This window comes from Azoarcus indigens, from assembly GCF_004361735.1.
Taxonomy (GTDB): Bacteria; Pseudomonadota; Gammaproteobacteria; order Burkholderiales; family Rhodocyclaceae; genus Azoarcus; species Azoarcus indigens.
In genome coordinates, this window is the sequence record NZ_SNVV01000003.1 from 131,265 (window position 1) to 156,410 (window position 25,146).

The following is a 25,146-nucleotide window of genomic DNA, read 5'->3' on the forward strand; positions in this document are numbered from 1 at the left end:
GGCGCGAAGCGGGTCGCTATCTTCAATGCAGCGCGGAGTATATCTGCTCAGCCATCTTTCGGCTGACGCCCTCCACCCTGCACAGATCCTCCACCGTCGCGGCCTTCACGCCGTCCAGCCCGCCGAAGGCTGCAAGCAGATTGCGCCGGCGGGTCGGGCCGACACCGGGAATGTCTTCCAGGCGCGAGCCTATCCTCGCCTTGCCGCGTTTCGCTCGGTGGCCGGTGATGGCGAAGCGGTGGGCCTCGTCGCGGATCTCCTGTACCAGATGCAAGGCAGCGTGCGCTCCGCCCAGCGCCAGTGGCTCACGTTCGTCCGGGAATACGAGGGTTTCCAGCCCGGCCTTGCGCCCTTCCCCTTTGGCGACGCCAACCATGGCGATAGCCTCCAGACCGACTTCCGCCAGGATCCCCCGGGCGGCGGAGACCTGCCCCCGGCCGCCGTCGATCAGGATGAGATCCGGGCAGATCCCCTCCCCCGCCGCCACCTTGCCATAGCGGCGCTCCAGCACTTGGCGCATGGCGGCGAAATCGTCGCCCGGCGTGATTCCGGTGATGTTGTAGCGGCGGTATTCGGAGCGCTTCATCGCTCCTGCCTCGCACACAACGCAGGAGGCGACGGTCGCTTCGCCCATGGTGTGGCTGATATCGAAACACTCGATGCGCATCGGCGGATCGGCCAGGTCCAGCGCCTCACGCAAGGCCTCCAGGCGCTGCTCCGCCCGGCCGGTATCGCGAGCCTTGGCCTGTACCGCCAGGCGGGCATTCTTCTCCGCCATCTCCATCCAGGCGCGCTCGCTGGCAAAACGCGGCGCAGTGGCTGCCGGCGGCCGTTCGGAAAGCTCGAGCAGGGTTTCCCGCACCGGCTCCAACCCCAGATTGACCAGGATCTTGCCGGGCATCGGGTGCTCCGCGTAATGCTGCTCGACGAAGGCGAGCAGGCCGTCCTCCGCGCCCGATACCACGGCTCCGCTGGGAAACTGCGGACGGTCGCCCAGGTGGCGGCCGCCGCGAACCATGGCGATATTGATGCAGACCAGGCCGTCTTCTTCGACCGCGGCCAGCACGTCCACATCCTCGTCCTTGCGGCTGTCCACGAACTGCCGATGCAGCACCGCCTGCAGCACGCGGATCTGGTCGCGGCAGGCGGCCGCCTCTTCGAAGGCCAGGTTTTCGGCGGCGCGCTGCATGCGTGCGGTGAGATCATCTATGACTTCGCTGCCCTGCCCGTCCAGGAAGCGCCCGGCCAACTTCACGTCCGCGAGGTAGGCCTCTTTCTCGATCAGACCGACACAGGGACCGGTGCAGCGCTTGATCTGCTGCAGCAGGCAGGGCCGCGAGCGGTTCTGGAACACGGAGTTCTCACAGGTCCTGAGCTGGAAGGTTTTCTGCAGCAGTTGGATGCTCTCCCGCACCGCCCAGGCGTTCGGGAAGGGGCCGAAGTAGCGGGCTCCGCGGGCGAAGGCACCGCGGTGGTAGGCCAGGCGGGGAAACTCGTCGCCGGACAACTCGATGTAGGGATAGGACTTGTCGTCGCGGAACAGGATGTTGTAACGCGGCGCCAGGCTTTTGATGAGGTTGTTCTCAAGCAGCAGCGCTTCTGCCTCCGAGCGGGTGGCGGTGATGTCCACCCGCTGCACCTGGGCGACCATCATCGCGATACGAGGACTGGAAAGCGTGCGCTGGAAGTAGCTGGAGACGCGCCGCTTCAGGTTCTTCGCCTTGCCGACGTAGAGCACCTTGTCCTCGGCGCCTATCATGCGATAAACGCCCGGCTCCTCCGGAACCGTCTTCAGGAAGCTGCGTGCGTCGAAGGGTGGCCTGCTGTCTTGATCGCTCATTGCGGGTCCGGCGCCGGCGGGCGCTCAGCCGGCGGCCTTGTCGCCGATGGTGCCCGCGGTCATCGCGGGGCCGGCGTCCAGCGGGTCCAGGTTCGCCAGGCGCTGGCATGCCTCACGATAAGCGGCGTCTTCCGCCCTGCGGTCGGGCGCGGCAAGGGCGGGACAATCCAGCGCAGCAATGCGGGCGAGCGCGTCGGGCCGCGGCGTCGGTTGCCAGCGCGCCAGCAGATCGTCCGTGACTTCGGGGCGGTTACACACCAGCAGCATGTCGCAGCCGGCCTGCCAGGCCGCTTCCGCCCGGCCGACGATGTCACCCGCCCATGCCGCACCTTCCATGTTCAGGTCATCGCTGAACACCAGCCCACCGAAGCCCACCCGCTTGCGCAGGACCTCCTGCAGCCAGTAATGCGAGAAACCGGCGGGTTCGGGAGCGACCGCGGGATAGATCACATGCGCCGGCATCACGCCGGTGAGTTGCGATCCCAAGGGGCCGCGATACGGGGCGATGTCCGCTTCCCAAAGCGCGTCGAAGCCGCGGGAGTCGACCGGAATCTCATGATGCGAGTCCGCCTCGACGAAACCATGCCCGGGGAAGTGCTTGCCCACCGCGCCCATGCCCGCCGCCGCCATGCCCCTGGCCACCGCGCCGGCCAACTCGGCCGTCACTGCGGCATCACCATGAAAGGCGCGGTTGCCAATGGCGCGGCTCACGCCGTAGTCCAGGTCCAGTACCGGGGCAAAACTGAGATCGATGCCGTGGGCGAGCAGATCGGCGGCCAGCACATAGCCGGCGGCTTGCGCACTTTTCCGTGCCGCCTGGCGATCTACATTCCACAACAGGCCAAGGGATCGCATCGCCGGCAGCCGGGTGAATCCGTCCTCCTTGAAGCGCTGCACCCGGCCGCCTTCGTGATCGACCGCAATGGGGAGGGCGGGCTGACGCAGGGCGTGGATCTCGGCGGCAAGCGCCTTCAGTTGGGCCGAGTCGGAGAAATTGCGGGCGAACAGGATCACCCCGCCGACCAGCGGATGGCGCAGTCGCGTCCGCTCTGCGTCGGTGAGCACCAGCCCGGCGACATCGACCATTAGCGGGCCGCGCGGCAGGCGGCTGGTTTCGGAACTGGCGTTTGTGTTCATTTCCGCTCTATCACCGCAAAAGCCACCACATACTCGGCTTCGTCGCTCAGGCTCAGGTGGGCGCTCAGGCCGTGCTCATCCATGTGGCGGGCAAGCTGCTCGCCATAGCGGAACAGTGGCTTGCCCAGCGCATCGTGATCTACCGCCACGGCGTGCAGCGTGGCCGGCACTGCGACGCCCGTCCCCAGCGCTTTGCCGAAGGCCTCCTTGGCGGCGAAGCGCTTGGCCAGCAGGCGCGCCTGATCGCCGCTGGCACGCCATGCCTCCCGCTCGCTCTCGGCGAGAATACGCATGGCAAAACGCTCGCCATGGCGCTCCAGTGACTGGCGCAAGCGTTCCACCTTGACGATGTCGGTACCGATGCCGTGGATCATGGCTCAGGCCCGGGCGGCCGCCTCGCGCATCAGCGCCTTCATTTCCCGCACCGCCTCACGCAGGCCGACGAAGACTGCGCGGCTGACGATGGAGTGGCCGATGTGCAGTTCCCGTATCCCCGGCAGCGCGGCAATCGGCTGCACGTTGTAGTAGTTCAAGGCATGCCCGGCGTTGAAGCGCATGCCCAGACCGCGGATGAGTTCCCCGGCTGCACGGATCTTCTCGATCTCGGCCAGCACGTGCGGGCTCTCTGCGTCCCGGCCGGCGTGGTGAAAGGCATGCGCATATGGGCCGGTGTGGATTTCGCACACCCGGGCGCCGATACGGGCGGCGGCTTCCACCTGCGCCGGCTCGGCGTCGATGAACACGCTGGTGACGATGCCTGTGTCTGCAAGACGGGCGATGACTTCGCGCAGGCGAGCTTCCTGCGCCACCACATCCAGCCCCCCCTCGGTGGTGATCTCATGCCGGCCTTCCGGCACCAGCATGGCCATCTCCGGCTTCAGCCCGCAGGCGATGCCGACCATCTCGTCGGTGGCCGCCATCTCCAGGTTCAGCTTGACCTGGGTCTGCCCGCGCAGACGGCGCACGTCTTCATCCTGGATGTGGCGCCTGTCCTCACGCAGATGCACGGTGATACCGTCCGCTCCGCCCAGATGGGCCTCGACCGCAGCCCAGGCCGGGTCCGGCTCCCAGGTACGGCGGGCCTGCCGCAAGGTGGCGACGTGGTCGATGTTTACGCCGAGTTCGATCACAGTTCCTGAAGCTCCTTGAGCACCCGGCGGGACTGCAGCGGCTGCCCGCCAAGGTAATGATTGATCAGCATCCGCAACAGCTGCTTGGCCTGCGCCAGGGTCTCGGCGCGGGAAAAATCCCGTGCGGCGAGGTCCAGCAAGGTACGGCCGCTGACTATGGTGAGCCCGTCGATGGAAGCAGGGTCGATTTCCCCCAGCGGCACCGGACCGCGCTCGATTATAAAGACGTAGTCCGCGCGCTCCTGGACGGGCTCGCCGCTGTCCGCCTCGTGGCCGAGGTCCAACCCGTAGCCCAGTTCCTGCAGCAACAGGAGCTCGAAGCGGCGGAGGACGACCACCAGGGCTTCGTTGCGGCCGAGCGCCGCTATCGCTTCGCCATAGGCGGCGAACAGGGCCGGATGGGGATCCTCCCGCGCCGCGAGCCTGACCAGCAGTTCATTGAGATAGTAGCCGCACAGGAGGGCCCGGCCGCCGAGCAAGGGCTGTCCGCCCTGCCATTCGGCGCGGACCAGCGTCTTGACCTCGCCGCCACCGGACCAGTCCATCAGCAGCGGCTGGAAGGCCATCAGCACGCCTCGAAGCGCGGACAAAGGGCGTCTCGCCCCTTTCGCCGCCAGCGCCAGCCGCCCATGGTCGCGGGAGAATACCTCGACGATGAGGCTGGTCTCCCGCCACGGCATGGTGTGAAGAACCCATGCCGGTTGCTGATCGATGCGCTGTTTCTGCCCCACGGTGCCCCTGGGTCAGTCGTAGCCCAGGCTTTTGAGCGCGCGCTCGTCGTCGGCCCAGCCACTCTTCACCTTGACCCAGACCTCAAGGAAGACCTTGCCGTCGAAGAGCTTCTCCAACTCCACCCGTGCCTCGGAGGAAATCCGCTTCAGCTTCTCGCCGCCCTTGCCGATGACGATGCCCTTATGGCTGGCCCTGTCGACGATCACCGCCGCGTAGATGCGGCGCAAGCGCCCTTCCGTCTCGAATTTCTCGATCTCCACCGCAATGCCATAGGGCAGTTCGTCGCCCAGCAGCCGGAAGAGCTTCTCGCGCAGGAATTCGGAAGCGAGGAAACGTTCGCTGCGGTCGGTGATCTCGTCTTCCTCGTACATCGGCGCGCCTTCCGGCAGCAAAGGCGTGGCTGCCGCGATCAGCGCCTGCACGTTGGAACCGCGCTCGGCCGAAAGCGGTACGATCTCGATGAACTCCCGCTCCTGGCGCAGCTTGTCGATGAAGGGCAGCAGGGTCGACTTGTCCTTCAGCTGATCCACTTTGTTGATGACCAGGATGACCCTGGCGTCCGCCGGCATCACCTCCAGCACCTTGGCGTCGTCCTCGCCGAAGCGCCCAGCCTCGACGACGAAGAACACCAGGTCCACGTCGGACAACACCTGCGACACCGTGCGGTTCATCGAACGGTTGAGCGCATTGCGGTGCTGAGTCTGGAAGCCCGGCGTATCGACGAAGACGAACTGGGCGTTTTCTTCGGTCAGGATGCCGGTGACGCGGTGGCGCGTCGTCTGCGCCTTGCTGGAGACGATGCTGATCTTCTGGCCGATCAGGCGGTTCAGCAGTGTGGACTTGCCGACGTTCGGCCGCCCGACGATGGCGACGAAGCCGGTACGGAATGCCCCCTCGGCGGGCCTGGAATCGGTATTCATTTGTTCCTCAACTGGGCAAGGGCGAGTTCGGCCGAACGCTGTTCGGCAGCCCGACGGCTGGCGCCGCGGGCTGTCGTGCGCACCCCCAGCTTTTCGATTTCGCAGGCGACCTCGAATTCCTGTGCATGCGCCTCGCCGATGACCTGCACCATGGAATAGACAGGCAGGGCAATCCTCCGCCCTTGTAGCCACTCCTGCAAGGCAGTCTTCGGATCCTTGGACGGCGCTTTCGGATCGACTTCCTTCAGCAATGCTATGTACAGGTGGTCGATGACCCGCTTGGCCTGGGCGAAATCCGCGTCCAGGAAGACGGCGGCGAACACCGCCTCCAGTGCATCCGCCAGGATGGAAGGCCGGCTGGCGCCGCCGGACCTCAACTCGCCTTCGCCCAGTCGCAGGCAACGTCCCAGTTCGAGCTCCTGCGCGATGCGATGCAGGGCCTCCTGCCTGACCAAGGAAGCGCGCAAGCGAGAAAGCTCTCCCTCCTTCAAGGCGGGAAAGCGTTCGAAGAGCGCGATGGAGGTAACGCAGTTGAGGATGCTGTCGCCCAGGAACTCAAGGCGCTCATTGTTCGGCTGGCCGAAACTGCGATGGGTCAGGGCTTGCTGCAGCAGGCCCGCCTGCTTGAACTCATACCCCAAGGACGCCTGCAGACGTGCCAGGGCCAGACTGCTAGCGGCTGTCACTGGAAACGTTGAAGTCGATCAGCAGGCTGACGTTGGCCACCACGGGCACCTTCCTCGAATAGGCAACCTCGATCACGGTCTTGCCCGCCGGCTTGGAGATAAGCAGGTCCACTCCGGTCACGGAGGAAATGTCGTCTATCTGCCCACGCCGGTCGAAGCTGCGACGCAGTTCTATCGCGGGGGTTCCGCTATCGCCCTCGGCGGCCAGTATCTTGACGATGCGCTGTACGGCCAGATACTCATTGACCGCCGGCACCGTGCGGAAGGCAATCAGCAGCACGAAGGCGGCGAACGCGCCAACGATCAGGACGCTGACCAGGCTAAGGCCCCGCTGCGAACTCCGGTTCATGTACGCGTACCTCAATGGAAGCTGCCGATGCGCTTCATGTCGTTGAAGTTGAACCAGATGAAGAAGGCTTTGCCGACGATATTGGCATCAGGCACGAAACCCCACACCCGGCTGTCACTGCTGGCGTCGCGGTTGTCGCCCATGACGAAGTAATGACCTTGGGGAACGACGCAAGTCACGCCGCCGCTAGTATAGGTACAGTTTTCACGATACGGAAAATTCATCACCTGACTGACGAAAGCGGGCGCTTCCTTCTCGATCAGGATGGAGTGGCTGACCTCGCCCAGCTTCTCGACGTACTGCGGCGAAAAATAGAGGCGGTCCGGATGGAGGTAGTTGTCCGTCTGCTCCATCACCACCTTCTCGCCATTGATGCGCAGCTGCTTGTCGATGTACTCCACCTTGTCGCCCGGGAGGCCGACCACCCGCTTGATGTAGTCCAGCGACGGATCGACCGGGTAGCGGAACACCATCACGTCGCCACGCTGCGGCTGGCCAACCTCGATGATCTTCTTGTTCACCACCGGCAGGCGGATGCCATAGGTCCACTTGCTCACCAAGATGAAGTCGCCGACCAGCAGGGTGGGAATCATCGAGCCAGAAGGAATCTTGAAGGGCTCCACGACGAAGGAGCGCAGCCCGAACACGACCAGGATCACCGGGAAGAAACTGGCGCCGTATTCCACCCACCACGGCGCGACCTCGCCCGGCCCCCGCCGCTTGCGGGCGAAGAAACGGTCGACGAACCAGAGCAGGCCGGTCAGAACCAGCAGCACAAAGAGAATGAGAGCGAAATTCACAGGAACTCCGGCATCCGGCGCAGCAGGCGCCGACGGTTGAATAGGAGCGAAGCGGACGTCACTTGTTGTCGTCCACCCGAAGAACCGCCAGGAAGGCCTCTTGCGGGATCTCGACGTTGCCGACCTGCTTCATCCGCTTCTTGCCTTCCTTCTGCTTCTCCAGCAGTTTCTTCTTGCGGGTGATGTCGCCACCATAGCACTTGGCCAGCACGTTCTTGCGCAGGGCCTTGATGGTCTCGCGGGCAACGATGTGGGAGCCAATGGCCGCCTGCACCGCTACATCGAACATCTGGCGCGGAATGAGTTCGCGCAGCTTCGAAGCCAGTTCGCGGCCGCGATACTGGGCGCTGGCCCGGTGCACAATTACCGACAGGGCATCGACCTTCTCGCCGCCCACCAGCAAGTCCAGTTTCACCAGATCGGCAGTGCGGTACTCCTTGAACTCGTAGTCCAGCGAAGCGTAGCCACGCGACACCGACTTCAACTTGTCGAAGAAGTCCATGACCACTTCATTCATCGGCAGATCGTAGATCAGCTGCACCTGGCGGCCGTGGTAGCGCATGTCCACCTGCACGCCGCGCTTCAGGTTGCACAGCGTGATGACCGGGCCGACATAGTCCTGTGGCAGGAAGATGGTCGCGGTGATGATGGGCTCTCGGATCTCGGCGACCTTGCCGGTATCCGGCAGCTTGGCCGGGTTCTCGATCCGGATGGTCTCGCCGCTGTTGAGCACGACTTCGTACACCACGGTAGGCGCCGTGGTGATGAGGTCCATGTCGAACTCGCGCTCCAGACGCTCCTGCACGATGTCCATGTGGAGCAGCCCGAGGAAGCCGCAGCGGAAGCCGAAGCCCAGCGCCTGGGAGACTTCCGGCTCGAACTGCAGCGAGGCGTCGTTGAGGCGCAGCTTTTCCAGCGAATCCCGCAGCTGGTCGTACTCACTGGACTCCACCGGATACAAGCCGGCGAACACCTGCGGCTTGATCTCCTTGAAGCCTGGCAGCGGCTCCGCGGCTGGCTTGCCCGCCAGCGTGATGGTGTCGCCCACCTTGGCCGCCTCCAGTTCTTTGATGCCGGCGATGATGAAGCCGACCTCACCCGCCGAGAGTTGCTCGCGGCCAACCGACTTCGGGGTGAATACCCCGACCTGCTCACACAGGTATTGCAGCCCGGAGGACATGAACTGGATCTTGTCCTTGGGGCGCAATTGGCCATCCACCACCCGCACCAGCATCACGACGCCGACGTAGTTGTCGAACCAGGAGTCAATGATCAGCGCTTTCAGCGGCGCCTGGGTGTCGCCCTTGGGCGCCGGCACACGGGCGACGATGGCCTCCAGCACTTCCTCGATGCCCAGTCCGGTCTTGGCGGAGCAGAGGATGGCTTCGGAAGCATCGACGCCGATCACATCCTCGATCTCGCCGCGGGCGTTCTCCGGGTCGGCAGCTGGCAGATCGATCTTGTTCAGGACGGGAACGACCTCAACGTCCTGCTCCAGCGCGGTGTAGCAGTTGGCTACCGTCTGCGCTTCCACGCCCTGGGAGGCATCCACCACCAACAACGCGCCTTCGCATGCCGCCAGGGAGCGGCTGACCTCATAGGAGAAGTCCACATGCCCCGGCGTGTCGATCAGGTTCAGGTTGTACACTTGCCCATCCCGCGCGCGGTAATGCAAGGCTGCCGTCTGCGCCTTGATGGTGATGCCGCGCTCGCGCTCGAGGTCCATGGAGTCCAGTACCTGCGATTCCATCTCCCGTTCGGAGAGACCGCCGCAATACTGGATGAGCCGGTCGGCCAGGGTGGATTTACCGTGGTCGATATGGGCGATGATGGAGAAATTTCGGATGTGTTGCATATGACAACAAAAAGGGTGCCTCGCGGCACCCGGATCGGATTGGTTTAGCTGCTCAGGTCGATGATTCTAGCGGAAAAGCCCGGCAATAGGCACGGACGGCCTCCGAGTCCAGCCGATACCGGCAAAGTTCGTGCTCCCCATGCAGGAGAACCGGCACGGCCTCATCCCACTTCGCCTCGAGCTCCGGATCCGCATCTACATCCAGCACCGTGACCGCCCAGCCGAATTCACGAGCGATAGGCGCCAGTTCATCCACAAGCTCGTGGCACAGATGGCACCACTCGCGACTGAGCACGATGAAGGTCGGCGGAGTTTTCATTTGTCTGCTCTCAGACCGACGTAGGAAGCCGCCTCTCCACGCCTTACCAGCAGCGTTACCTGCTGCCCTTCCTTGATGGAGCCGACAAGGCGGTTGAACTCGTCCAGTGACTTCAGGCGGGATTGCTTGCCCCCGGTCACGATCGCCATCACCACGTCGCCTTGCTGAAGCTCCGCTCTCGCCGCCGGACCCTGCACGCGCTCGACCACAAGCCCTTCCTGTTCGCCAATCTCTTTGCGCTGGGCCGGCGTGGGCATCTGCAACACCAGGCCAAGTCGGTTCGGTGCTGCCTGGCCCTTGGTCGGCGTCTTGCGCTCGGCCGCCGGGTCCTGCCATTCGCCTACACTCACCATCAGATCCCGCTGCGTGCCGTTGCGCACCACCTGCATCGGCACCTTGGCGCCAGGCTGGCTGGAAGCGACGATGCGCGGCAGATCGCTGGAATTGTCCACGAGCTTGCCGTCGAAGCGGACGATGACATCCCCCTGCTCCACGCCGGCTTTCGCTGCCGGTCCGTTTGGCTCCACCGCGCTCACCAGCGCGCCTGCCGCACGCTTCAAACCAAAGCTATCCGCGAGATCGCGCGAAACCTCCTGAATGGCGACACCGATGCGCCCCCGCTGGACCCTGCCCGCGTTGCGCAACTGCTGCTGCACATCCATCGCCACATCGATGGGAATCGCAAATGAAAGCCCCATGAAGCCGCCGGTGCGGCTGTAGATCTGCGAGTTGATCCCGACAACTTCGCCCTGCAGGTTGAACAGAGGGCCGCCGGAGTTGCCCGGATTGATAGCAACGTCGGTCTGAATGAAGGGAACAAAGTTCTCGTCAGGCAGGCTGCGCCCCTTTGCGCTCACGATTCCTGCTGTCACCGTCTGATCGAAACCGAAGGGCGAGCCGATTGCGACCACCCATTCCCCCACCTTCAGCCGTGCAGGATCGCCCAGCACCACCCTAGGCAAGGCCGCGGCCTCGATCTTGATCAGGGCGATATCGCTACGCAGGTCAGCGCCCACCACCGTTGCGCGGAATTCGCGTTTGTCCGCCAAGCGGACAAGAATCTCCTCTGCCTCATCCACCACATGCGCATTGGTGAGGATGTAGCCATCTGCGCTGATGATGAAGCCGGAGCCCAGCGAGCGGTTATCCGGGTCCAGGCGCGGGCCGTCCTGATGCCGCGGAATGAAGCGCCGGAAGAAGTCGAACATCGGATCATTCTCATCCAGGCCCGGTACCCCGGCCTGCGACGGCGCCCGCGTCTGCGTCGTGCTGATATTGACCACTGCCCTGCCCTGCCGCTCAACCAACTGGGTGAAATCAGGCAGGGTCACCCCGGCGGCTGACGCAACAAAAGGAAGGGTGATAGCGAGACTCGCCATCACCCGTGAGACAAAGCGCATCATTTGTCCTGCACCCCTCCCTGCGTGCACCTCATGCCTCGGGCAAGCATCTGCACGCTGAGCCCGGAAACCCAGCGGGAGTGCCTCACCAGGAGACGATTGACTCCCAACGCCACCATCAGTCCGCCCAATCCGCCCAACGCAACCCCCAGATCCCCGGGATAGATCAGGCCGGCTGAAGCGCCTCCAAGCAAAAGCAGAAGAATACTCAAGCCGTAGGACAAAAGGGCTGCTTTCAACGGCGCCCCCTCCTGCACCTGCAGGCTTACCTCATCACCGACAGCGGCTCCAATCCGGTTCGCCAAAATAAAAACCGAGCTCTTCTTTCCGAAGACCTCGGTAATTCTTGCCGCACCACATCCGCCAGGCTCACCGCAACGACCGCAACCGCTTCTCGTCGTTGCCCTCACCCAGACCAAACCGTTAGCTACCCGCTCAACCCGGCCAACAACTTCCATCATCAACTAGAGGGCTCAACCCCGTCAGCCAGTTGCCGAAGGGTCTTCAAGGGAACCTCGCCCAAGGCTGTGATTCTGTGGCTTCCTGTTATACGCCGGTAGATATTGATCGCCCCGCTGGCAGTAACCTCGCTTCCCTCGCCCTCTCCACCTGCCCCCGCAGGCTCGATGAAAAGGGATATGGAAGCCATGCCGTCGCTGTAAACCATGTGCACTGTCTTGTCGTGCTCATTCCCCAAGGGGCGCATGACCACCGACATGAGCGCAAACCCCGGCAACCCTGCCCGGACGGTCCAGCCACTCTCGTTCTTCGCCACCTCGTCGCCGCGGGCATTCACCACCCTCCAGCCTTCGGCCTGCGGATACCTGCTCTTGAGCAAGCGGCGCTCGATCTCCCCACCGATCTTCACTTCACTGAACGAAATCTGCTCTACAACCGCGCCCTTCTCGTCGAGCATCTTCGATTTCAGTAAGAGGCCGGACTGCGCCTCTGCCCACAGCACATAGCCGTAGCGAAGATCGTCCTTCGGCTCAAGGACGATGGCCTGGGCCTCAAGACCGGCAATGCGGCCCATTTCGCCCTTCCGGATGCGATAGCTGTCGGTCAGACCCGCAAAAGAGGACGAAGTACCCGGAACCCGGGCAGGGAAAGTACGACGGCCCACGGGCTGGTCAATAATGATGGTCTGCTGCTCGGGCAGTACACACCGCACCTCTCCGCCGTTGCGGACAACCTCCCGTGGGCTCCCGTCAAGGACCTCCAGCCGCTCATACTCTCCGCTCGCGTCCACCTTGTGTGCAATGCGAGACGTCTCCATCTGCTGGCCGGACTGATAGGTGAAAGTGCCTACGTAGTTTAATCGCTGGCTGGCTAGCGCAATACGCGACAACCAGGAAAGAGAATCCGCCTGGTGAGCCTCAGCAAACACCTGCGTACCGAGCAGAGCCGTGCACAATCCCAGCACGGCTGTGAAACATCTCATTGCTCGATATCCTGCCGTGGCTCCGACACCGCCCTGACATATTGAACGGCACCCGACATGGGGCCGGCACCGACCCCCTGATGGGCAAAGAGGTACTCGCGGTGCAGATCATTCGCGCTGGCCGGACGACTAATACGCGGCACCGCCAGGGATACCGGTGCGATACCGATGGGCCCAGGTGCGACGCGCTGAGCCACAGTCAGCTGCTGAGTAGGAACCTGCTGATCCGAATACAAGGCACTGGCAACCCAGCCGACAGCGGCAACGCCCATCACCGATGCGGCGATCGGCATCAGAGACTGCCATGCGCTCTGCCCTACCCTGGGCACAGACGAAGGCGAAAGCACGGTGGGTGCGGCGTCGATTTCAGCCATGACCTTAGAAAGGAATTTCGAATCGCTGACGTCCCCGTCGCCCCGCAATGCATCGCCGATCAAGCAATAAGAGGCCCACACATCTCTTAGATCTCGATCATTTTTCAGCCCTTGGAACACAGGGCGTGCTGAATGCTCATCCAAGTCACCATCCAGCAGTGCAGACAGCTTGTCCTTCATACGAACCACCTACCAACGTTTGTCCGGAGCCGTATCTAGCAACGGCCTCAGTCGTTCCGCTATCGCCTCGCGGGCACGGAAAATCCGCGACCGCACCGTCCCGATCGGGCACTCCATGATGCCGGCAATCTCCTCGTAGCTGAGACCTTCCAGCTCACGCAGCATGATTGCCGTTCTCAGCTCTTCGGGGAGCTCAGCCATGGCTGCGTCCACCGTCTCCCCGATCTGCCTCGTCATCAACAACCGCTCGGGTGTGTTGATGTCGCGCAGTTGGTCTCCATCCTCGAAAGTCTCCGCCTCCTCAGAGTCGAAGCCCGTCGAGGTCGGCGCCCGCCTACCTTGTGAAACCAGGTAGTTCTTCGCCGTATTGATCCCGATCCGGTAAAGCCAGGTGTAGAACGCGCTGTCGCCCCGGAAGGAACCAAGCGCCCGGTAGGCCTTGATGAAGGTCTCCTGCGCCACGTCCTCGACTTCCGCCGGATCGCGAATCAACCTGGAAAGCAGCCTGTGCAGCTTCCGCTGGTACTTGGATACCAACAAGCCGTAGGCCTGCTTGTCACCGCGCTGGACGCGCTCGACAAGCTGCTGATCGATCTCGCGATCACTCATGGGGGCGTTTTCTTCTTCGCGTTTGAGATGACAAAACCGCGCAAGTATAAGCGACCGCCCACTTTCTCGCCAAAAGCCGAAAACAGAGAGACAGACACGGGGTGTAAAAATTAGTTCAGATGCCGAAAGGGGATTAGTGCCCAGTGCGGCAAGAATCACGCTTTTTCCGTTGGCACTATCCCTTGCGTGATATATTTCAACGCTTCGCTCCTGCCCTACCGACATCTTGTTAAAACAATACGATGTTCTAATCCTCGGCAGCGGCACGGCGGGACAGTCGCTCGCCCTGCGCCTTGCCGACCGGCTCAATGTCGCCCTGGTCACCAAACGCGAACTCACTGACAGCGCCAGCTCCTGGGCACAAGGTGGCATCGCAGCCGTCCTCGACACGACCGACAGCGTCGAAGATCACATCCAGGATACTTTCACCGCCGGCGCAGGACTCTGCGATCCAGCGGCGACCCGCTTCGTCGTCGAGCACAGCCGGGAAGCTATCGAATGGTTGATACACCGCGGAGTCCCCTTTACCCGCGAAGATCATTCCAATCTCGGCTACCACCTGACTCGTGAGGGCGGCCATTCCCACCGGCGCATCATCCACGCCGCCGACGCCACCGGGGCGGCAGTTCAGGCCACCCTGGGCGAAGAGGTACGGGCTCACCCGAACATCCATATCTACGAACATCACATTGCCGTCGATCTCATCATCGGCGACAAAGTGGGCCATCCTGGTGCAGGGTGCATGGGTGCCTACGTGCTGGATATCGGTTCCGACAAGGTCCTGACCTTCAGCGCCAGGAATACCGTGCTAGCCACCGGCGGCGCAGGCAAGGCCTATCTCTATACGACCAATCCGGATGTCGCGACCGGCGATGGCATTGCCATGGCCTGGCGGGCCGGCTGCCGGGTGGCGAACATGGAATTCATCCAGTTCCATCCCACCTGCCTATATCACCCCAGCGCAAAGTCTTTCCTGATTTCGGAGGCAGTCCGCGGAGAAGGCGGTTTGCTCAGGCTGCCGGACGGTACCCGGTTCATGCCGGAGCATGACTCCAGGGCAGAGCTTGCTCCCCGCGACATCGTTGCTCGTGCGATCGACTTCGAGATGAAGAAGCGCGGCCTGGATTGCGTCTACCTGGATATCAGCCACAAGCCAGCCGCGTGGCTACGGGATCACTTCCCGAACATCCATGCGCGCTGCCTCGAACTCGGCATAGATATCACCAAGGAGCCTATTCCCGTAGTCCCTGCTGCACACTACACGTGCGGCGGCATCGTTACCGACATGAGCGCACGCACTGACGTGCTTAATCTCTATGCCGTAGGCGAATCGGCGTGCACTGGACTTCACGGCGCCAACAGACTCGCCAGCAATTCACTACTGGAATGCCTGGTGTTTGGCGCCGCCGCAGCCGAAGACATTCTCTCCAAGCCCCAAATCAGCCCGAGAACGCTTCCGGAATGGGATGAGAGCCGAGTCACAGATGCCGATGAAGAGGTCGTGATCACCCATAACTGGGCCGAGTTGCGTAGGGCCATGTGGGATTATGTCGGGATCGTTCGGACAACGAAGCGCCTACAGCGCGCTCAGCACAGGATTAGACTGCTCGCACGGGAAATCGAGGAGTTCTATTCCAACTTCCGGGTTTCCAACAATCTGATCGAACTGCGAAATCTGGTTGTCACAGCCGACCTGATTGTCCGCTGCGCTCTTCAACGCAAGGAGAGCCGCGGACTCCACCACTCCCGCGACTACCCGGACCTTCTCCCCGAAGCGCGCAATACCGTGCTGCGTCCCGGCGTCAGGCGGACTCGGCGCTCCGCTTGAAAGCAAGCAGCCGCAGCCATATCCGAAACGCTCGCCATTCATCCACCTTCATGTTTCGCGGCACGAGCCCGAGGCGGAACAGCCCCCGGGCCGTGTGTATTTCATCATCGGCCAAGCCAATCCAAAGAATAAAGCCGAAGTCGACCGCGCCAGCCTGAACCCGTAGCGTTCTGATTCCTCCCTCACGGCCTATTTTCAAGGAGCCGTCCGACTGCAGGACAAAACTGGTTTCGGCTTTTGCCATTTCGACCCTTCCCGCCATGAATGCCGAGAGAGCAATAAGACTTATCAGAAATAAGTCGGGCACGGAAAAATTCGGAATGGAAACAAAAAGCGCCAGCCCCGCTGCAATGTGAAACAGCAGAACCGACGCCATCAACTCCCGTGAAGGAGTGAGTTGTATTTCACGTGGAAACGATACTCCCGTCTCCACAACTAAGCCTACGCCTTACGAAAAATCAGGGAACCGTTGGTTCCGCCGAAACCGAAGTTATTCTTCAGTGCGAAATCGATCTTCATCGGGCGGGCAACATTCGCGCAGTAATCAAGATCACATTCAGGATCCTGCTCGAAAATATTGATCGTCGGCGGAGAAACTTGGTGATGAAGCGCCAGTACGGTAAATACCGACTCCACACCACCAGCCCCGCCTAACAAATGGCCAGTCATGGATTTAGTGGAATTGACCACCAGGCCTTTTGCGGCATCCACGCCAAATGCAAGCTTGATCGCATCAGTCTCGTTCTTGTCACCCAGCGGCGTTGAGGTGCCATGAGCATTCAAGTATTGAATCTGATCCGGATTCACCCCTGCATTTTTCATGGCATTCAACATGCTGCGACGTGGCCCATCCGTGTCGGGTGCGGTCATGTGGTATGCATCACCGCTCATGCCAAAGCCCGCGAGCTCCGCATAGATCTTCGCTCCACGGCGACGCGCATGCTCATATTCTTCAAGCACAAGCACGCCGGCACCTTCACCAAGAACGAAGCCGTCCCTGTCCTTGTCCCATGGACGACTGGCTGTTGCAGGGTCGTCGTTCCGCGTAGACAAGGCCTTGGCAGAGGAAAAACCACCGATGGCAAGCGAGGTCACGGTCGATTCTGCGCCACCGCAAACCATCACGTCCGCATCGCCATACTCGATCATGCGCGCACCGCTGCCTATGGCATGCAGGCCCGTGGTGCAGGCCGTTACCACGGCGATGTTCGGCCCCTTCATGCCAAACATAATTGAAAGATTTCCGGAGATCATGTTGATGATCGTGCCCGGGATAAAGAAGGGAGAAATCTTGCGAGGGCCACCGCCGAGATAATCGTCGTGGGTTTCCTCGATCATTGGCAGGCCGCCGATGCCGGAGCCGATATTGATGCCAATACGGTCCGCATTGGCCTCCGTCACTTCAATTCCGGAATCGCGAATGGCCTGAATTCCGGCCGCCATCCCGTAATGAATGAATACATCCATCCGCCTGGCCTCCTTGGGAGACAAATAGGCGGAGACATCAAAATCCTTCACTTCACCAGCGATTCTCGCGGCGAAATTGCTCGCATCGAAACGCGTGATCGGACCAATGCCGCTTTTCCCGGCAAGCACATTTTCCCAGGCTTCGGAAACGCTATTGCCGACCGGCGAGACAATTCCCAGTCCGGTGACGACGACTCTACGACGCGACACAGGCTAACTCCGTATGAAAATCAGGGCGGAGAGAAAAAGACCGATCCGGATCCCGCTCGTCGCGAGACCCGGAAGGAAAACGGATTACTTCTTCAGGTGAGCGTTGACGTAGTCAATCGCCTGCTGGACGGTCGTGATCTTCTCTGCTTCCTCGTCCGGGATTTCGCACTCGAATTCTTCTTCCAGCGCCATGACCAGTTCCACGGTGTCCAGCGAATCCGCGCCCAGATCGTCCACGAACGAAGACTCGTTCTTGATCTCCGATTCGTTTACGCCAAGTTGCTCAGCGACGATCTTCTTGACGCGCTGTTCGATGTTCTCCATGAACAAACTCCTTCCCTGAAAGATGCAGGTATGTAAGAAAAAAAGCCGGCGTATTCTACCAAAAAGGACCGCATCCGCTATCGCGGCCTGCGGTCAGGACATATACATGCCGCCGTTGACATGCAGCGTCGTTCCAGTGACATAGGCCGCCGCCGGCGAGGCCAGGAAAGCGACCGCTCCCGCGATCTCTTCTGGCCGACCCAAACGCCCCAGGGCAATCTGCCCCAAGAGAGCGTCGCGCGAGGCGTCCGGCAGGGCCTTGGTCATATCGGTATCGATGAAGCCAGGCGCCACGCAGTTCACTGTGATGTTGCGGCTCCCCAGTTCACGTGCCAGTGCCCGGCTCATTCCGGCAACGCCCGCCTTTGCCGCAGCATAGTTGGCCTGCCCGGGATTGCCAGCGCTACCGACCACCGACGTGATGTTGATGATGCGGCCTTGCCTAGCCTTCATCATGCCGCGCATCACAAGGCGGGAGAATCGGAAGACAGCCTTGAGATTGGTGTCAATGACCGAATCCCATTCCTCATCCTTCATCCGCATCGCAAGGTTGTCGCGAGTAATGCCGGCGTTGTTAACAAGGATGGTGACTGCGCCATGGAGTTTTTCGATCTCCCCGATCAGCGCTTCACTTGCCGCGGCATCGGTCACGTCTACCGCAAGGCCACTTCCTTTGATGCCAGCATCTGTTAGCGCCTTGGCAATGTCCGCAGCGCCTTCAGGGGTCGTCGCCGTGCCCACCACGGTCGCCCCGAGGCGACCCAACTCCATTGCCACCGCCCGGCCAATACCGCGGGAAGCTCCGGTGACCAGCGCCACCTGCCCTTCAAGGGAAAAACTCATCGTTATCTCACTGCCGCAATCGATTGCTCAAGGCTGGCTGCATCGTGCGCCGAACCACCTTCGACTTCCTTCGCGATCCGCTTCGTCATGCCAGCAAGCACTTTGCCCGGACCGCATTCGATAACGTGCCCCATGCCGCGACGCGCCATCTCCTGAATGGTCTCGATCCAGCGAACCGGGGAGAAGGCCTGCCGGATCAGGGCATCACGAATACGCTCCGGATCCTCATATACCGCGACATCCACGTTGTTCAGCACCTCGATCTGCGGCTTCTGGATGGAAACGCTCGCCAGACGCTCAGCCAGACGCTCGGCGGCCGGCTTCATCAGAGCGCAGTGGAAAGGCGCACTCACTGGCAGCAGCACCGCCCGCTTGGCGCCCCTTGCCTTTGCGGACTCGATGGCGCGCTCAACCGCGGCCTTTGCGCCAGCGATCACGATCTGCCCCGGCGCATTCAGGTTTGCAGCTTCGACCACCTCGTCTTGCGCTGCCTCGGCGCACGCCTCCTTTACGGCATCCACCTCCAGTCCAAGCAGTGCAGCCATGGCGCCTTCTCCGGCGGGCACTGCTTCCTGCATTGCCTGAGCGCGGAAACGCACCAACGGCACCGCATCCGCGAAGGTCAGAGCCCCCGCCGCAACCAGTGCGGAATACTCACCCAGGCTGTGGCCCGCCACCACCGAAGGACGGGGGCCACCCGCGGCCAGCCAGGCCCGGTAAACCGCAACGCCGGCGGTCAGCATCAGCGGCTGGGTATTGACGGTGAGCGCGAGCCGCTCCGCCGGACCTTGGGAAACCATCTCCCACAGATCATCACCCAGCGCCGCCGACGCTTCGGAGAAGGTCTCCCGAATGATAGAGGACTCGCCATAGGCAGCCATCATGTCGACCGACTGCGAGCCCTGGCCGGGGAATACCAGCGCAAAAGCCATCTTCTCTCCGTGTATCAGGGAAATCAGGATTAGAAATCGAGCAGGGCCGCGCCCCAGGTGAAACCACCACCCACACCTTCCAGTACCAACCGATGCCCGCGTTTCACCCTGCCATCGCGAACAGCCGTATCCAGCGCAAGAGGAATGGAAGCTGCGGAGGTATTGCCATGCTGGTCCACGGTTGCAACCACTTTGTCCATCGACAGGCCAAGGCGCTTGGCCGTTGCCTGGATGATGCGGATGTTTGCCTGATGCGGAATCAGCCAGTCGATACTGTCGGCGCTGACGCCCGCCTCTTCGATGACTCGATGAGCGACCTCGCCCAGCACACGCACAGCGAATTTGAATACCGCCTGCCCGTCCATTCGCAGGAAGGGGTCGCCCGTCACCTGTCCGCCAGCAATATTGCCGGGAACGCAGAGAATCGGACTATGGCTGCCGTCCGCCTGCAGAGAAGAAGCGAGAATACCGGGCTGCTCGGCAGCTTCCAGAACGACGGCGCCAGCCCCGTCGCCAAACAGCACGCAGGTGCCGCGGTCGGACCAGTCGAGGATACGTGAGAAAACCTCTGCCCCTACCACCAAGGCGCACTTGTGGCTTCCGCTACGAATGAACTTGTCGGCAATGGTCAGCGCGTAGATGAAGCCGCTGCAGACGGCTTGGACGTCGAAGGCTGCACAACCATTCGTTATGCCCAGCTTCGATTGCAGCAAAGTGGCGGTACTGGGGAAGATGAAGTCGGGGGTAGACGTGGCGACGATGATCAGATCCACCTCGTCCGCATGCTTTCCTGCGACCTCAAGCGCACGTTCGGCGGCAATCCTTGCCAGATCACTGGAAGTCACACCGGTCTCGGCAAGGTAACGTGTGCGGATCCCCGTGCGAGCGGCAATCCACTCGTCCGAAGTATCGATACCCCGCGCAACCAGATCATCGTTGCTTACGGGCGAGCCGGGCAGATAACTACCGGTACCGGCAATTCGCGCGTAGATCATGCAGCTACCTCGTTCATCGCGGACATGCGCTCAGTGATGCGCTCGATCAGTCGATTCCCTGCCGCCTCGGCCGCCCGTGCGATCGCCTGCTCGAACGCGTAAGCGTCCGCCGAACCATGACTTTTAACGACCACGCCCCGCAGGCCAAGTAGCGAAGCACCGTTGTAGCGGCGGTGGTCGACCCTGAATTTGAACCCTTTGAGCGCAGGCATGGCAACAATCGCCATCAACTTGGTCAGCCAGTTCCGGCTGAACTCCTGGCGCAAGAAGGTGGCGAGCATCTGCGCGAGACCTTCAGAGGTCTTTAGCGCCACATTGCCAACGAAGCCATCGCAGACGACGACGTCGGTAGTTCCCTTGTAGATGTCGTCGCCTTCCACGTTACCGTAAAAATTCAACCCGCTGGCGCGCAACAACTCACCAGCTTGCTTGACCACCTCGTTGCCCTTGATCTCTTCTTCGCCGATATTCAGCAAACCGACGGAAGGGCGATCCAAATGCTCCACCGCCGCCACCAACATCGCACCCATTACGCCGAACTGCAGCAGATGCTCGGCGGAGCAGTCCACGTTTGCACCGAGGTCCAGAACATACGTTCGCCCCTTCAGGGTAGGCAGGATGGTGGCGATGGCAGGCCGGTCGATACCAGGCAGCATCTTCAGGACAAAACGGGAAATGGCCATCAGCGCGCCGGTATTGCCGGCTGAGACAGCGGCAGAAGCCTCGCCAGTCTTGACCAGATCGATAGCGACGCGCATGGAGGAGTCTTTCTTGTTCCGCATGGCGTTCGCCGGAGGCTCGTCCATCTCGACGATTTCACTTGCGGCGCGAACACGAAGTCTGTCGCCAAACTCCGAGGCAACCTGGCTTACCAAGGGCGCAAGCGCTTCTTCGCGACCGACCAAAACTGCACGCGCATCGGGATGACTGCGCAGGAAAGCCAAGGCAGCAGGCACGGTCACGACAGGGCCGTGATCGCCACCCATGCAGTCGATTGCAACGGTGACACCCATCGGCAACTCGCGTGATTCAGTGGATATTGGGATAAAAAAGGCGGCGCAGGCGCTATGCGCACTGCGCCGCCTCCTGTGTCAGGAAGCGGGCTTACTCACCCTTGGTCTTGACGACCTTCTTGCCGCGGTAGTAACCGTTCGGACTGATGTGGTGACGCAGATGCACTTCACCAGTGGTCGCCTCAACCGCCAGGGAGGGCGCGGTCAGGAAATCGTGCGCACGGTGCATACCACGCTTGGACGGGGACTTCTTGTTCTGTTGGACAGCCATGTATTGCTCCTAAAACAAATATTGCGCCTAGGTCTTGCTGCCGCTGCTACGCAGCGTCGCCAGCACGGCAAAAGGCGATTTCTCATCCACCGCACCTTCAGGGCGCGGCGGCTCGCAACTGTCGTGTCGCGGCGCGATCGGCATGGCGAGCAGGATTTCTTCCTCAATGAGCGAAATCACATCAAGATCTTCATCGACCTCGAATGCATCCACCTCATCGTTTTCCAACTCGTCATCGGGAATGGCCTGCCCTGAACGGACTGGCTGCAACTGCGCATCCACCGCAAGATCCCAAGCGAAACCACCCAGGCAACGCTGGCAGCGCAAGGATAATTGCCCTCGCAACTCCAGAGCCAGCCTTGGCCTGCGATTCGCATCCAGCGATCCATCAAGCCGGTAGGCAACTTCACCCGCCTCGTCGTACAACAAATCAGCCAGACGCCCCAGCCCGCTAACCGCAACCGTTCCCACCATGCTGCGGCCTTCAGCAGCAAACCGGAACGGATCTGGAATCAGCCTCGAGGGAGCGCCTTGGTTCGACATAAGGGCAGCATGATATTATTTTTCAATTCGCTGTGTCAAAGACCTCAAGCAATTCCACTTCTGGCCGCGCCTGTCAATGAAGCTAGTTCTCGCCTCTACCTCGGCTTATAGAAAAATGCTGCTCGAACGCCTTCGACTCCGCTTCGAGACAGATAAGCCGGAAACCGATGAAACAGCGCTTCCCGGCGAAGCGCCGGCAGCCACTGCAGAACGCCTGTCCGTAGAGAAGGCCCGGGCAGTCGCCTCCCGCCACCCGGACGCACTCATCATTGGCAGTGACCAGGTTGCTTACCTTGGGGTCGAGGTCTTCGGCAAGCCGGGCACAACCGAGAATGCCGTGCGCCAACTCCAGCGTATGCGGGGCGAGACCGTTGTCTTCCATACCGCCTTGACGCTGCTCAATACCCGCAGCGGCGCCACCCAGACGGTTGGAGTTCCGACGCACGCCCGTTTTCGCCAGCTTTCTGACGAGGAAATCCGGCGTTACGTCGAGAAGGAAAAACCCCTTGACTGCGCTGGCAGCGCCAAATCGGAAGGGCTAGGCATTGCATTGCTGGAGGCCATGTCGGGCGACGACCCCACCGCCCTGATCGGCCTTCCCCTTATCGCGCTGTCTCGCATGCTACGCCACGAGGGGCTCGACATCCCTTGAAGGGGTAACGGGCAGCCCTTTACCTCAGGAGCCGCTAAGGCCCCTCTTCAACCACGAAGACTTCGCCACCCCGCTCCCTCATGGTCAGTTGGGGAAGACGGCCTCCCTTGCAGGGGCCCATCACGCAGAAACCTGTGCGTGGCTCGTAATGCGCACCATGGACTGCGCACAGCAAGTAGTGGCCAGTCAAATCGAAGAATTTTCCTTCCAGCCAGTCCAGCTCAACCGGAACATGGGCGCATCGATTCAGATAGCCATGCACCACCCCTGCGTATCGCACCGCGAAGGCAGGCTCTTCACCCACCAGGAAGCGCACTCCGTCCCCGCCGTCCCGCAACTGCTCGGAAAGGCAGATCAAACGTTCTCTCTCAGCCATGCATCTAGCGCCTGAGGGGAATCAAGACAGGCCAGCGGCTCTTCCGCCACCAGCAACTCCACCGGATGGGCGCCGAAACTGACCGCCAACCCCGCCGTCCCGGCGTTCTTCGCCATCTGCATGTCGTGAGTAGTGTCACCTATCATCAGCGTGCGGCCGGGCGACACACCAAATTCTTCCATCAGCTCATGCAACATTGCCGGATGAGGCTTGGAAAAACACTCGTCGGCGCAGCGGGTGGCATGAAAGTGCCGTTCCAGGCCGGAGTGCGCCAGCGCCCGCTGTAGCCCTACCCTGCTCTTGCCGGTGGCCACCGCCAGCATTCGCCCACTTGCTCCCAGCCACGTCAGCATCTCATCCACCCCCGGAAACAGCGTGAGCTCGGTATCTCGCGATAGATAGTGGTGGCGATAGCGCTCCACCATGCGCGGATAGTCCTCGGCTTTGAGCTCCGGTACCGCATGACTCAGCGCGTCGGTCAAACCCAGGCCGATGACGTAGCGGGCGCGCTCTTCCTTCGGCTCCGGCAGGCCAAGGTCCTTCGCTGCCGCAAGGATCGACCGAACAATGGCGGCAGCCGAGTCCATCAGAGTGCCATCCCAATCGAATACAAGCAAATCGAAACGGCTAGCCATTTCCTTCTGCCTCATTTCTGTCCAGCTTGTCGACAAACGCTTGCAACTCCTCCGGCAACGGCGCCGAAAGGGTCACCTGAGCGCCGGAAAGCGGATGACTGAAACTCAGCCGGGCCGCATGCAGGAACATTCGGCGCAACCCCTCCCCTTCCAGCGCCTTGTTCAGGGTGAAGTCGCCATACTTGTCATCCCCGCAGAGGGGAAAGCCCAGGCTAGCAAGATGAACGCGAATCTGGTGAGTTCTGCCCGTCTTCAGCTCGACCTCGACGAGGCTAAAACGGCGCCATCGCCGGACCAGGCGCACGATGCTGTGCGCCGGCTTCCCATCAGGCGAGACGCGTACCCTGCGCTCGCCCTCCGGTGTCAGATACTTGAACAAGGGGGAGCGGACGTGCTGCACCGGATTCATCCACTGCCCAGCCACCAACGCGAAGTAGCGCTTCTCCATGCGCCCTTCACGCATCATGTCGTGCAAGCAGGTCAGCGACGAGCGCTTCTTTGCCACGATCAGCAGACCTGAGGTCTCCCGGTCCAGGCGGTGAGCCAGTTCCAGCATGCGCGACTCGGGGCGCTGCACCCGCAGCTGCTCGATCACGCCATGATTTACCCCACTCCCTCCGTGCACCGCCTTGCCTGAAGGCTTGTCGATGACCAGCAGCGCATCGTCCTCGTACACCACGGGCAGCGGCTTGCCCGCCGGCGGCGGCCCTTTGGCCGCCCCTTCGGAAACGCGCATCGGAGGAATGCGAAGCTGGTCGCCTTCCATCAGGCGATAAGTCGGCTGCACCCGACGACCATTCACCCGTACCTCGCCGCCGCGCAGGATGCGATAGACGTGACTCTTGGGAACCCCTTTCGCCAAACGCAGCAGGAAGTTGTCGATGCGCTGGCCGGCAGCGCTTTCATCGACGCGTTCATGCCTCACTGCAATCGCTTTGCCTTGTATCGTCATCCTGAAATATACTTCGCAGCGGTTGATTCCGGTCGCGGTCGGCTTTCCCCTCGCGCCATAAGGCGGTGGCGGAATGGCGACAATGAGCCCTCTGGAGTGCTCCCGATCAACCGAAAGCGTGCCATTAAAAGCCCAAAAAGGCGTCGATGGTAACGCAACCAATAAACTTCGACATACACCCATCCATCTATCCAGGTGGATTTAGTCGCGTAACACACGCAGGATCAAATGTTTCGGCTCGCGGGTCCACGGAAACCCGGGCGGGAACAAGAGAATATCGACCAGCCGACCCATCTTCGCCTATTCATAACAACCGGATGAAAGCAGCCCTAA

30 protein-coding genes are annotated in these 25,146 nt (G+C 61.7%); 2 read left to right on the forward strand and 28 right to left on the reverse strand.

Features of this window, described 5'->3' with window-relative positions:
- Nucleotides 1-22 precede the first annotated feature (22 nt).
- From uvrC to rpoE, 16 genes are read right to left on the reverse strand one after another with little or no spacing between them, the layout of a single operon-like run.
- Nucleotides 23-1,840, reverse strand: coding sequence for an excinuclease ABC subunit UvrC (uvrC, locus tag C7389_RS04970; protein ID WP_133588975.1), 1,818 nt, complete (start codon nt 1,838-1,840; stop codon nt 23-25).
- Between the two features lie 24 nt (nt 1,841-1,864).
- Complete coding sequence (gene nagZ / locus C7389_RS04975; RefSeq protein ID WP_133588977.1) at nt 1,865-2,977, reverse strand: beta-N-acetylhexosaminidase; 1,113 nt, start codon at nt 2,975-2,977, stop codon at nt 1,865-1,867.
- Nucleotides 2,974-3,351 carry a holo-ACP synthase gene (gene acpS / locus C7389_RS04980; protein WP_133588979.1) on the reverse strand — a complete coding sequence of 126 codons (378 nt, stop codon included), beginning with the start codon at nt 3,349-3,351 and terminating at the stop codon, nt 2,974-2,976. Before acpS ends, nagZ begins: the two co-directional genes overlap by 4 nt.
- A 3-nt stretch (nt 3,352-3,354) precedes the next feature.
- Nucleotides 3,355-4,107 (reverse strand): pyridoxine 5'-phosphate synthase, encoded by a 753-nt coding sequence (locus tag C7389_RS04985; protein WP_133588981.1) that lies wholly within the window; start codon nt 4,105-4,107, stop codon nt 3,355-3,357.
- Nucleotides 4,104-4,838 (reverse strand): DNA repair protein RecO, encoded by a 735-nt coding sequence (gene recO, locus C7389_RS04990; RefSeq protein ID WP_133588983.1) that lies wholly within the window; start codon nt 4,836-4,838, stop codon nt 4,104-4,106. The genes C7389_RS04985 and recO overlap by 4 nt, the downstream gene beginning before the upstream one ends.
- Before the next feature lie 12 nt (nt 4,839-4,850).
- Nucleotides 4,851-5,759 carry a GTPase Era gene (era, locus tag C7389_RS04995; protein ID WP_133588985.1) on the reverse strand — a complete coding sequence of 303 codons (909 nt, stop codon included), beginning with the start codon at nt 5,757-5,759 and terminating at the stop codon, nt 4,851-4,853.
- Nucleotides 5,756-6,427 (reverse strand): ribonuclease III, encoded by a 672-nt coding sequence (gene rnc, locus C7389_RS05000; protein ID WP_133589315.1) that lies wholly within the window; start codon nt 6,425-6,427, stop codon nt 5,756-5,758. The genes era and rnc overlap by 4 nt, the downstream gene beginning before the upstream one ends.
- A gap of 4 nt (nt 6,428-6,431) precedes the next feature.
- On the reverse strand, nt 6,432-6,794 hold the full coding sequence (locus tag C7389_RS05005) for a DUF4845 domain-containing protein (protein WP_133588987.1): 363 nt from the start codon (nt 6,792-6,794) through the stop codon (nt 6,432-6,434).
- A gap of 11 nt (nt 6,795-6,805) precedes the next feature.
- The gene (lepB, locus tag C7389_RS05010; protein ID WP_133588989.1) at nt 6,806-7,594 is read right to left on the reverse strand and encodes a signal peptidase I; all 789 of its coding nucleotides are present in this window, start codon (nt 7,592-7,594) and stop codon (nt 6,806-6,808) included.
- A 58-nt stretch (nt 7,595-7,652) separates the two neighbouring features.
- Entirely contained in the window at nt 7,653-9,449 is a 1,797-nt protein-coding gene (gene lepA, locus C7389_RS05015) for a translation elongation factor 4 (protein WP_133588991.1), read from the reverse strand.
- 52 nt (nt 9,450-9,501) lie between these two features.
- Nucleotides 9,502-9,768 carry a glutaredoxin family protein gene (locus tag C7389_RS05020; protein ID WP_133588993.1) on the reverse strand — a complete coding sequence of 89 codons (267 nt, stop codon included), beginning with the start codon at nt 9,766-9,768 and terminating at the stop codon, nt 9,502-9,504.
- Nucleotides 9,765-11,168, reverse strand: a complete 1,404-nt coding sequence (locus tag C7389_RS05025; protein ID WP_133589317.1) for a DegQ family serine endoprotease — start codon at nt 11,166-11,168, stop codon at nt 9,765-9,767. The genes C7389_RS05020 and C7389_RS05025 overlap by 4 nt, the downstream gene beginning before the upstream one ends.
- The gene (locus C7389_RS05030; protein WP_246034648.1) at nt 11,168-11,629 is read right to left on the reverse strand and encodes a SoxR reducing system RseC family protein; all 462 of its coding nucleotides are present in this window, start codon (nt 11,627-11,629) and stop codon (nt 11,168-11,170) included. The genes C7389_RS05025 and C7389_RS05030 overlap by 1 nt, the downstream gene beginning before the upstream one ends.
- Entirely contained in the window at nt 11,629-12,609 is a 981-nt protein-coding gene (locus C7389_RS05035; RefSeq protein WP_133588997.1) for a MucB/RseB C-terminal domain-containing protein, read from the reverse strand. The genes C7389_RS05030 and C7389_RS05035 overlap by 1 nt, the downstream gene beginning before the upstream one ends.
- On the reverse strand, nt 12,606-13,163 hold the full coding sequence (locus C7389_RS05040) for a sigma-E factor negative regulatory protein (RefSeq protein ID WP_133588999.1): 558 nt from the start codon (nt 13,161-13,163) through the stop codon (nt 12,606-12,608). The genes C7389_RS05035 and C7389_RS05040 overlap by 4 nt, the downstream gene beginning before the upstream one ends.
- A gap of 9 nt (nt 13,164-13,172) precedes the next feature.
- The gene (gene rpoE, locus C7389_RS05045; RefSeq protein WP_133589000.1) at nt 13,173-13,772 is read right to left on the reverse strand and encodes an RNA polymerase sigma factor RpoE; all 600 of its coding nucleotides are present in this window, start codon (nt 13,770-13,772) and stop codon (nt 13,173-13,175) included.
- 226 nt (nt 13,773-13,998) lie between these two features.
- Between rpoE and nadB the strand changes: the two genes are divergently transcribed.
- A complete protein-coding gene (gene nadB / locus C7389_RS05050) occupies nt 13,999-15,600 on the forward strand; it encodes an L-aspartate oxidase (protein ID WP_133589001.1) in 1,602 nt (533 codons plus the stop codon).
- Here nadB and C7389_RS05055 read toward each other — a convergent pair.
- The 9 genes from C7389_RS05055 to C7389_RS05095 all read right to left on the reverse strand — a co-directional run bounded on the left by C7389_RS05055 (nt 15,575) and on the right by C7389_RS05095 (nt 22,198).
- Nucleotides 15,575-15,976 carry a hypothetical protein gene (locus C7389_RS05055; RefSeq protein WP_133589002.1) on the reverse strand — a complete coding sequence of 134 codons (402 nt, stop codon included), beginning with the start codon at nt 15,974-15,976 and terminating at the stop codon, nt 15,575-15,577. The genes nadB and C7389_RS05055 overlap by 26 nt on opposite strands.
- 65 nt (nt 15,977-16,041) lie before the next feature.
- Nucleotides 16,042-17,277, reverse strand: a complete 1,236-nt coding sequence (fabF, locus tag C7389_RS05060; RefSeq protein WP_133589003.1) for a beta-ketoacyl-ACP synthase II — start codon at nt 17,275-17,277, stop codon at nt 16,042-16,044.
- A gap of 84 nt (nt 17,278-17,361) precedes the next feature.
- The gene (gene acpP, locus C7389_RS05065) at nt 17,362-17,601 is read right to left on the reverse strand and encodes an acyl carrier protein (RefSeq protein WP_011765359.1); all 240 of its coding nucleotides are present in this window, start codon (nt 17,599-17,601) and stop codon (nt 17,362-17,364) included.
- A 93-nt stretch (nt 17,602-17,694) separates the two neighbouring features.
- Nucleotides 17,695-18,444: a 3-oxoacyl-ACP reductase FabG gene (gene fabG / locus C7389_RS05070; RefSeq protein ID WP_133589004.1), complete on the reverse strand. Its 750-nt coding sequence runs from the start codon at nt 18,442-18,444 to the stop codon at nt 17,695-17,697.
- A gap of 2 nt (nt 18,445-18,446) precedes the next feature.
- Nucleotides 18,447-19,376: an ACP S-malonyltransferase gene (gene fabD, locus C7389_RS05075; protein WP_133589005.1), complete on the reverse strand. Its 930-nt coding sequence runs from the start codon at nt 19,374-19,376 to the stop codon at nt 18,447-18,449.
- 29 nt (nt 19,377-19,405) lie between these two features.
- Nucleotides 19,406-20,371, reverse strand: coding sequence for a beta-ketoacyl-ACP synthase III (locus C7389_RS05080; protein WP_133589006.1), 966 nt, complete (start codon nt 20,369-20,371; stop codon nt 19,406-19,408).
- The gene (gene plsX / locus C7389_RS05085; RefSeq protein ID WP_133589007.1) at nt 20,368-21,384 is read right to left on the reverse strand and encodes a phosphate acyltransferase PlsX; all 1,017 of its coding nucleotides are present in this window, start codon (nt 21,382-21,384) and stop codon (nt 20,368-20,370) included. The genes C7389_RS05080 and plsX overlap by 4 nt, the downstream gene beginning before the upstream one ends.
- A 91-nt stretch (nt 21,385-21,475) precedes the next feature.
- Complete coding sequence (rpmF, locus tag C7389_RS05090) at nt 21,476-21,655, reverse strand: 50S ribosomal protein L32 (protein ID WP_133589008.1); 180 nt, start codon at nt 21,653-21,655, stop codon at nt 21,476-21,478.
- Nucleotides 21,656-21,682: 27 nt separating this feature from the next.
- Entirely contained in the window at nt 21,683-22,198 is a 516-nt protein-coding gene (locus C7389_RS05095; protein ID WP_133589009.1) for a YceD family protein, read from the reverse strand.
- Nucleotides 22,199-22,274: 76 nt separating this feature from the next.
- On the opposite strand from C7389_RS05095, the gene C7389_RS05100 reads away from it, so the two are divergent.
- A complete protein-coding gene (locus tag C7389_RS05100) occupies nt 22,275-22,850 on the forward strand; it encodes a Maf family protein (protein WP_133589011.1) in 576 nt (191 codons plus the stop codon).
- 34 nt (nt 22,851-22,884) lie between these two features.
- On the opposite strand, the gene C7389_RS05105 is transcribed toward C7389_RS05100, so the two are convergent.
- From C7389_RS05105 to C7389_RS05115, 3 genes are read right to left on the reverse strand one after another with little or no spacing between them, the layout of a single operon-like run.
- On the reverse strand, nt 22,885-23,226 hold the full coding sequence (locus tag C7389_RS05105) for a Rieske (2Fe-2S) protein (RefSeq protein ID WP_133589013.1): 342 nt from the start codon (nt 23,224-23,226) through the stop codon (nt 22,885-22,887).
- A complete protein-coding gene (locus tag C7389_RS05110; protein ID WP_133589319.1) occupies nt 23,205-23,861 on the reverse strand; it encodes an HAD-IA family hydrolase in 657 nt (218 codons plus the stop codon). Before C7389_RS05110 ends, C7389_RS05105 begins: the two co-directional genes overlap by 22 nt.
- Complete coding sequence (locus C7389_RS05115; RefSeq protein WP_133589015.1) at nt 23,854-24,813, reverse strand: RluA family pseudouridine synthase; 960 nt, start codon at nt 24,811-24,813, stop codon at nt 23,854-23,856. The genes C7389_RS05110 and C7389_RS05115 overlap by 8 nt, the downstream gene beginning before the upstream one ends.
- Nucleotides 24,814-25,146 lie beyond the last annotated feature (333 nt).

Coding starts and splice junctions, on each gene's coding strand:
- nagZ (WP_133588977.1), bottom strand. CDS start 2,977: ATGAACACAAACGCCAGTTCCGAAACCAGCCGCCTGCCGCGCGGCCCG.
- plsX (WP_133589007.1), bottom strand. CDS start 21,384: ATGGGTGTCACCGTTGCAATCGACTGCATGGGTGGCGATCACGGCCCT.
- acpS (WP_133588979.1), bottom strand. CDS start 3,351: ATGATCCACGGCATCGGTACCGACATCGTCAAGGTGGAACGCTTGCGC.
- C7389_RS05095 (WP_133589009.1), bottom strand. CDS start 22,198: ATGTCGAACCAAGGCGCTCCCTCGAGGCTGATTCCAGATCCGTTCCGG.
- lepA (WP_133588991.1), bottom strand. CDS start 9,449: ATGCAACACATCCGAAATTTCTCCATCATCGCCCATATCGACCACGGT.
- C7389_RS05080 (WP_133589006.1), bottom strand. CDS start 20,371: ATGATCTACGCGCGAATTGCCGGTACCGGTAGTTATCTGCCCGGCTCG.
- C7389_RS05020 (WP_133588993.1), bottom strand. CDS start 9,768: ATGAAAACTCCGCCGACCTTCATCGTGCTCAGTCGCGAGTGGTGCCAT.
- C7389_RS05110 (WP_133589319.1), bottom strand. CDS start 23,861: ATGGCTAGCCGTTTCGATTTGCTTGTATTCGATTGGGATGGCACTCTG.
- C7389_RS05005 (WP_133588987.1), bottom strand. CDS start 6,794: ATGAACCGGAGTTCGCAGCGGGGCCTTAGCCTGGTCAGCGTCCTGATC.
- uvrC (WP_133588975.1), bottom strand. CDS start 1,840: ATGAGCGATCAAGACAGCAGGCCACCCTTCGACGCACGCAGCTTCCTG.
- rpmF (WP_133589008.1), bottom strand. CDS start 21,655: ATGGCTGTCCAACAGAACAAGAAGTCCCCGTCCAAGCGTGGTATGCAC.
- C7389_RS05115 (WP_133589015.1), bottom strand. CDS start 24,813: ATGACGATACAAGGCAAAGCGATTGCAGTGAGGCATGAACGCGTCGAT.
- fabD (WP_133589005.1), bottom strand. CDS start 19,376: ATGGCTTTTGCGCTGGTATTCCCCGGCCAGGGCTCGCAGTCGGTCGAC.
- era (WP_133588985.1), bottom strand. CDS start 5,759: ATGAATACCGATTCCAGGCCCGCCGAGGGGGCATTCCGTACCGGCTTC.
- C7389_RS05105 (WP_133589013.1), bottom strand. CDS start 23,226: ATGGCTGAGAGAGAACGTTTGATCTGCCTTTCCGAGCAGTTGCGGGAC.
- fabG (WP_133589004.1), bottom strand. CDS start 18,444: ATGAGTTTTTCCCTTGAAGGGCAGGTGGCGCTGGTCACCGGAGCTTCC.
- C7389_RS05055 (WP_133589002.1), bottom strand. CDS start 15,976: ATGGCGTCGGTTCTGCTGTTTCACATTGCAGCGGGGCTGGCGCTTTTT.
- C7389_RS05030 (WP_246034648.1), bottom strand. CDS start 11,629: ATGATGGAAGTTGTTGGCCGGGTTGAGCGGGTAGCTAACGGTTTGGTC.
- C7389_RS05040 (WP_133588999.1), bottom strand. CDS start 13,163: ATGAAGGACAAGCTGTCTGCACTGCTGGATGGTGACTTGGATGAGCAT.
- C7389_RS05100 (WP_133589011.1), top strand. CDS start 22,275: ATGAAGCTAGTTCTCGCCTCTACCTCGGCTTATAGAAAAATGCTGCTC.
- acpP (WP_011765359.1), bottom strand. CDS start 17,601: ATGGAGAACATCGAACAGCGCGTCAAGAAGATCGTCGCTGAGCAACTT.
- C7389_RS05025 (WP_133589317.1), bottom strand. CDS start 11,168: ATGCGCTTTGTCTCACGGGTGATGGCGAGTCTCGCTATCACCCTTCCT.
- C7389_RS05035 (WP_133588997.1), bottom strand. CDS start 12,609: ATGAGATGTTTCACAGCCGTGCTGGGATTGTGCACGGCTCTGCTCGGT.
- rpoE (WP_133589000.1), bottom strand. CDS start 13,772: ATGAGTGATCGCGAGATCGATCAGCAGCTTGTCGAGCGCGTCCAGCGC.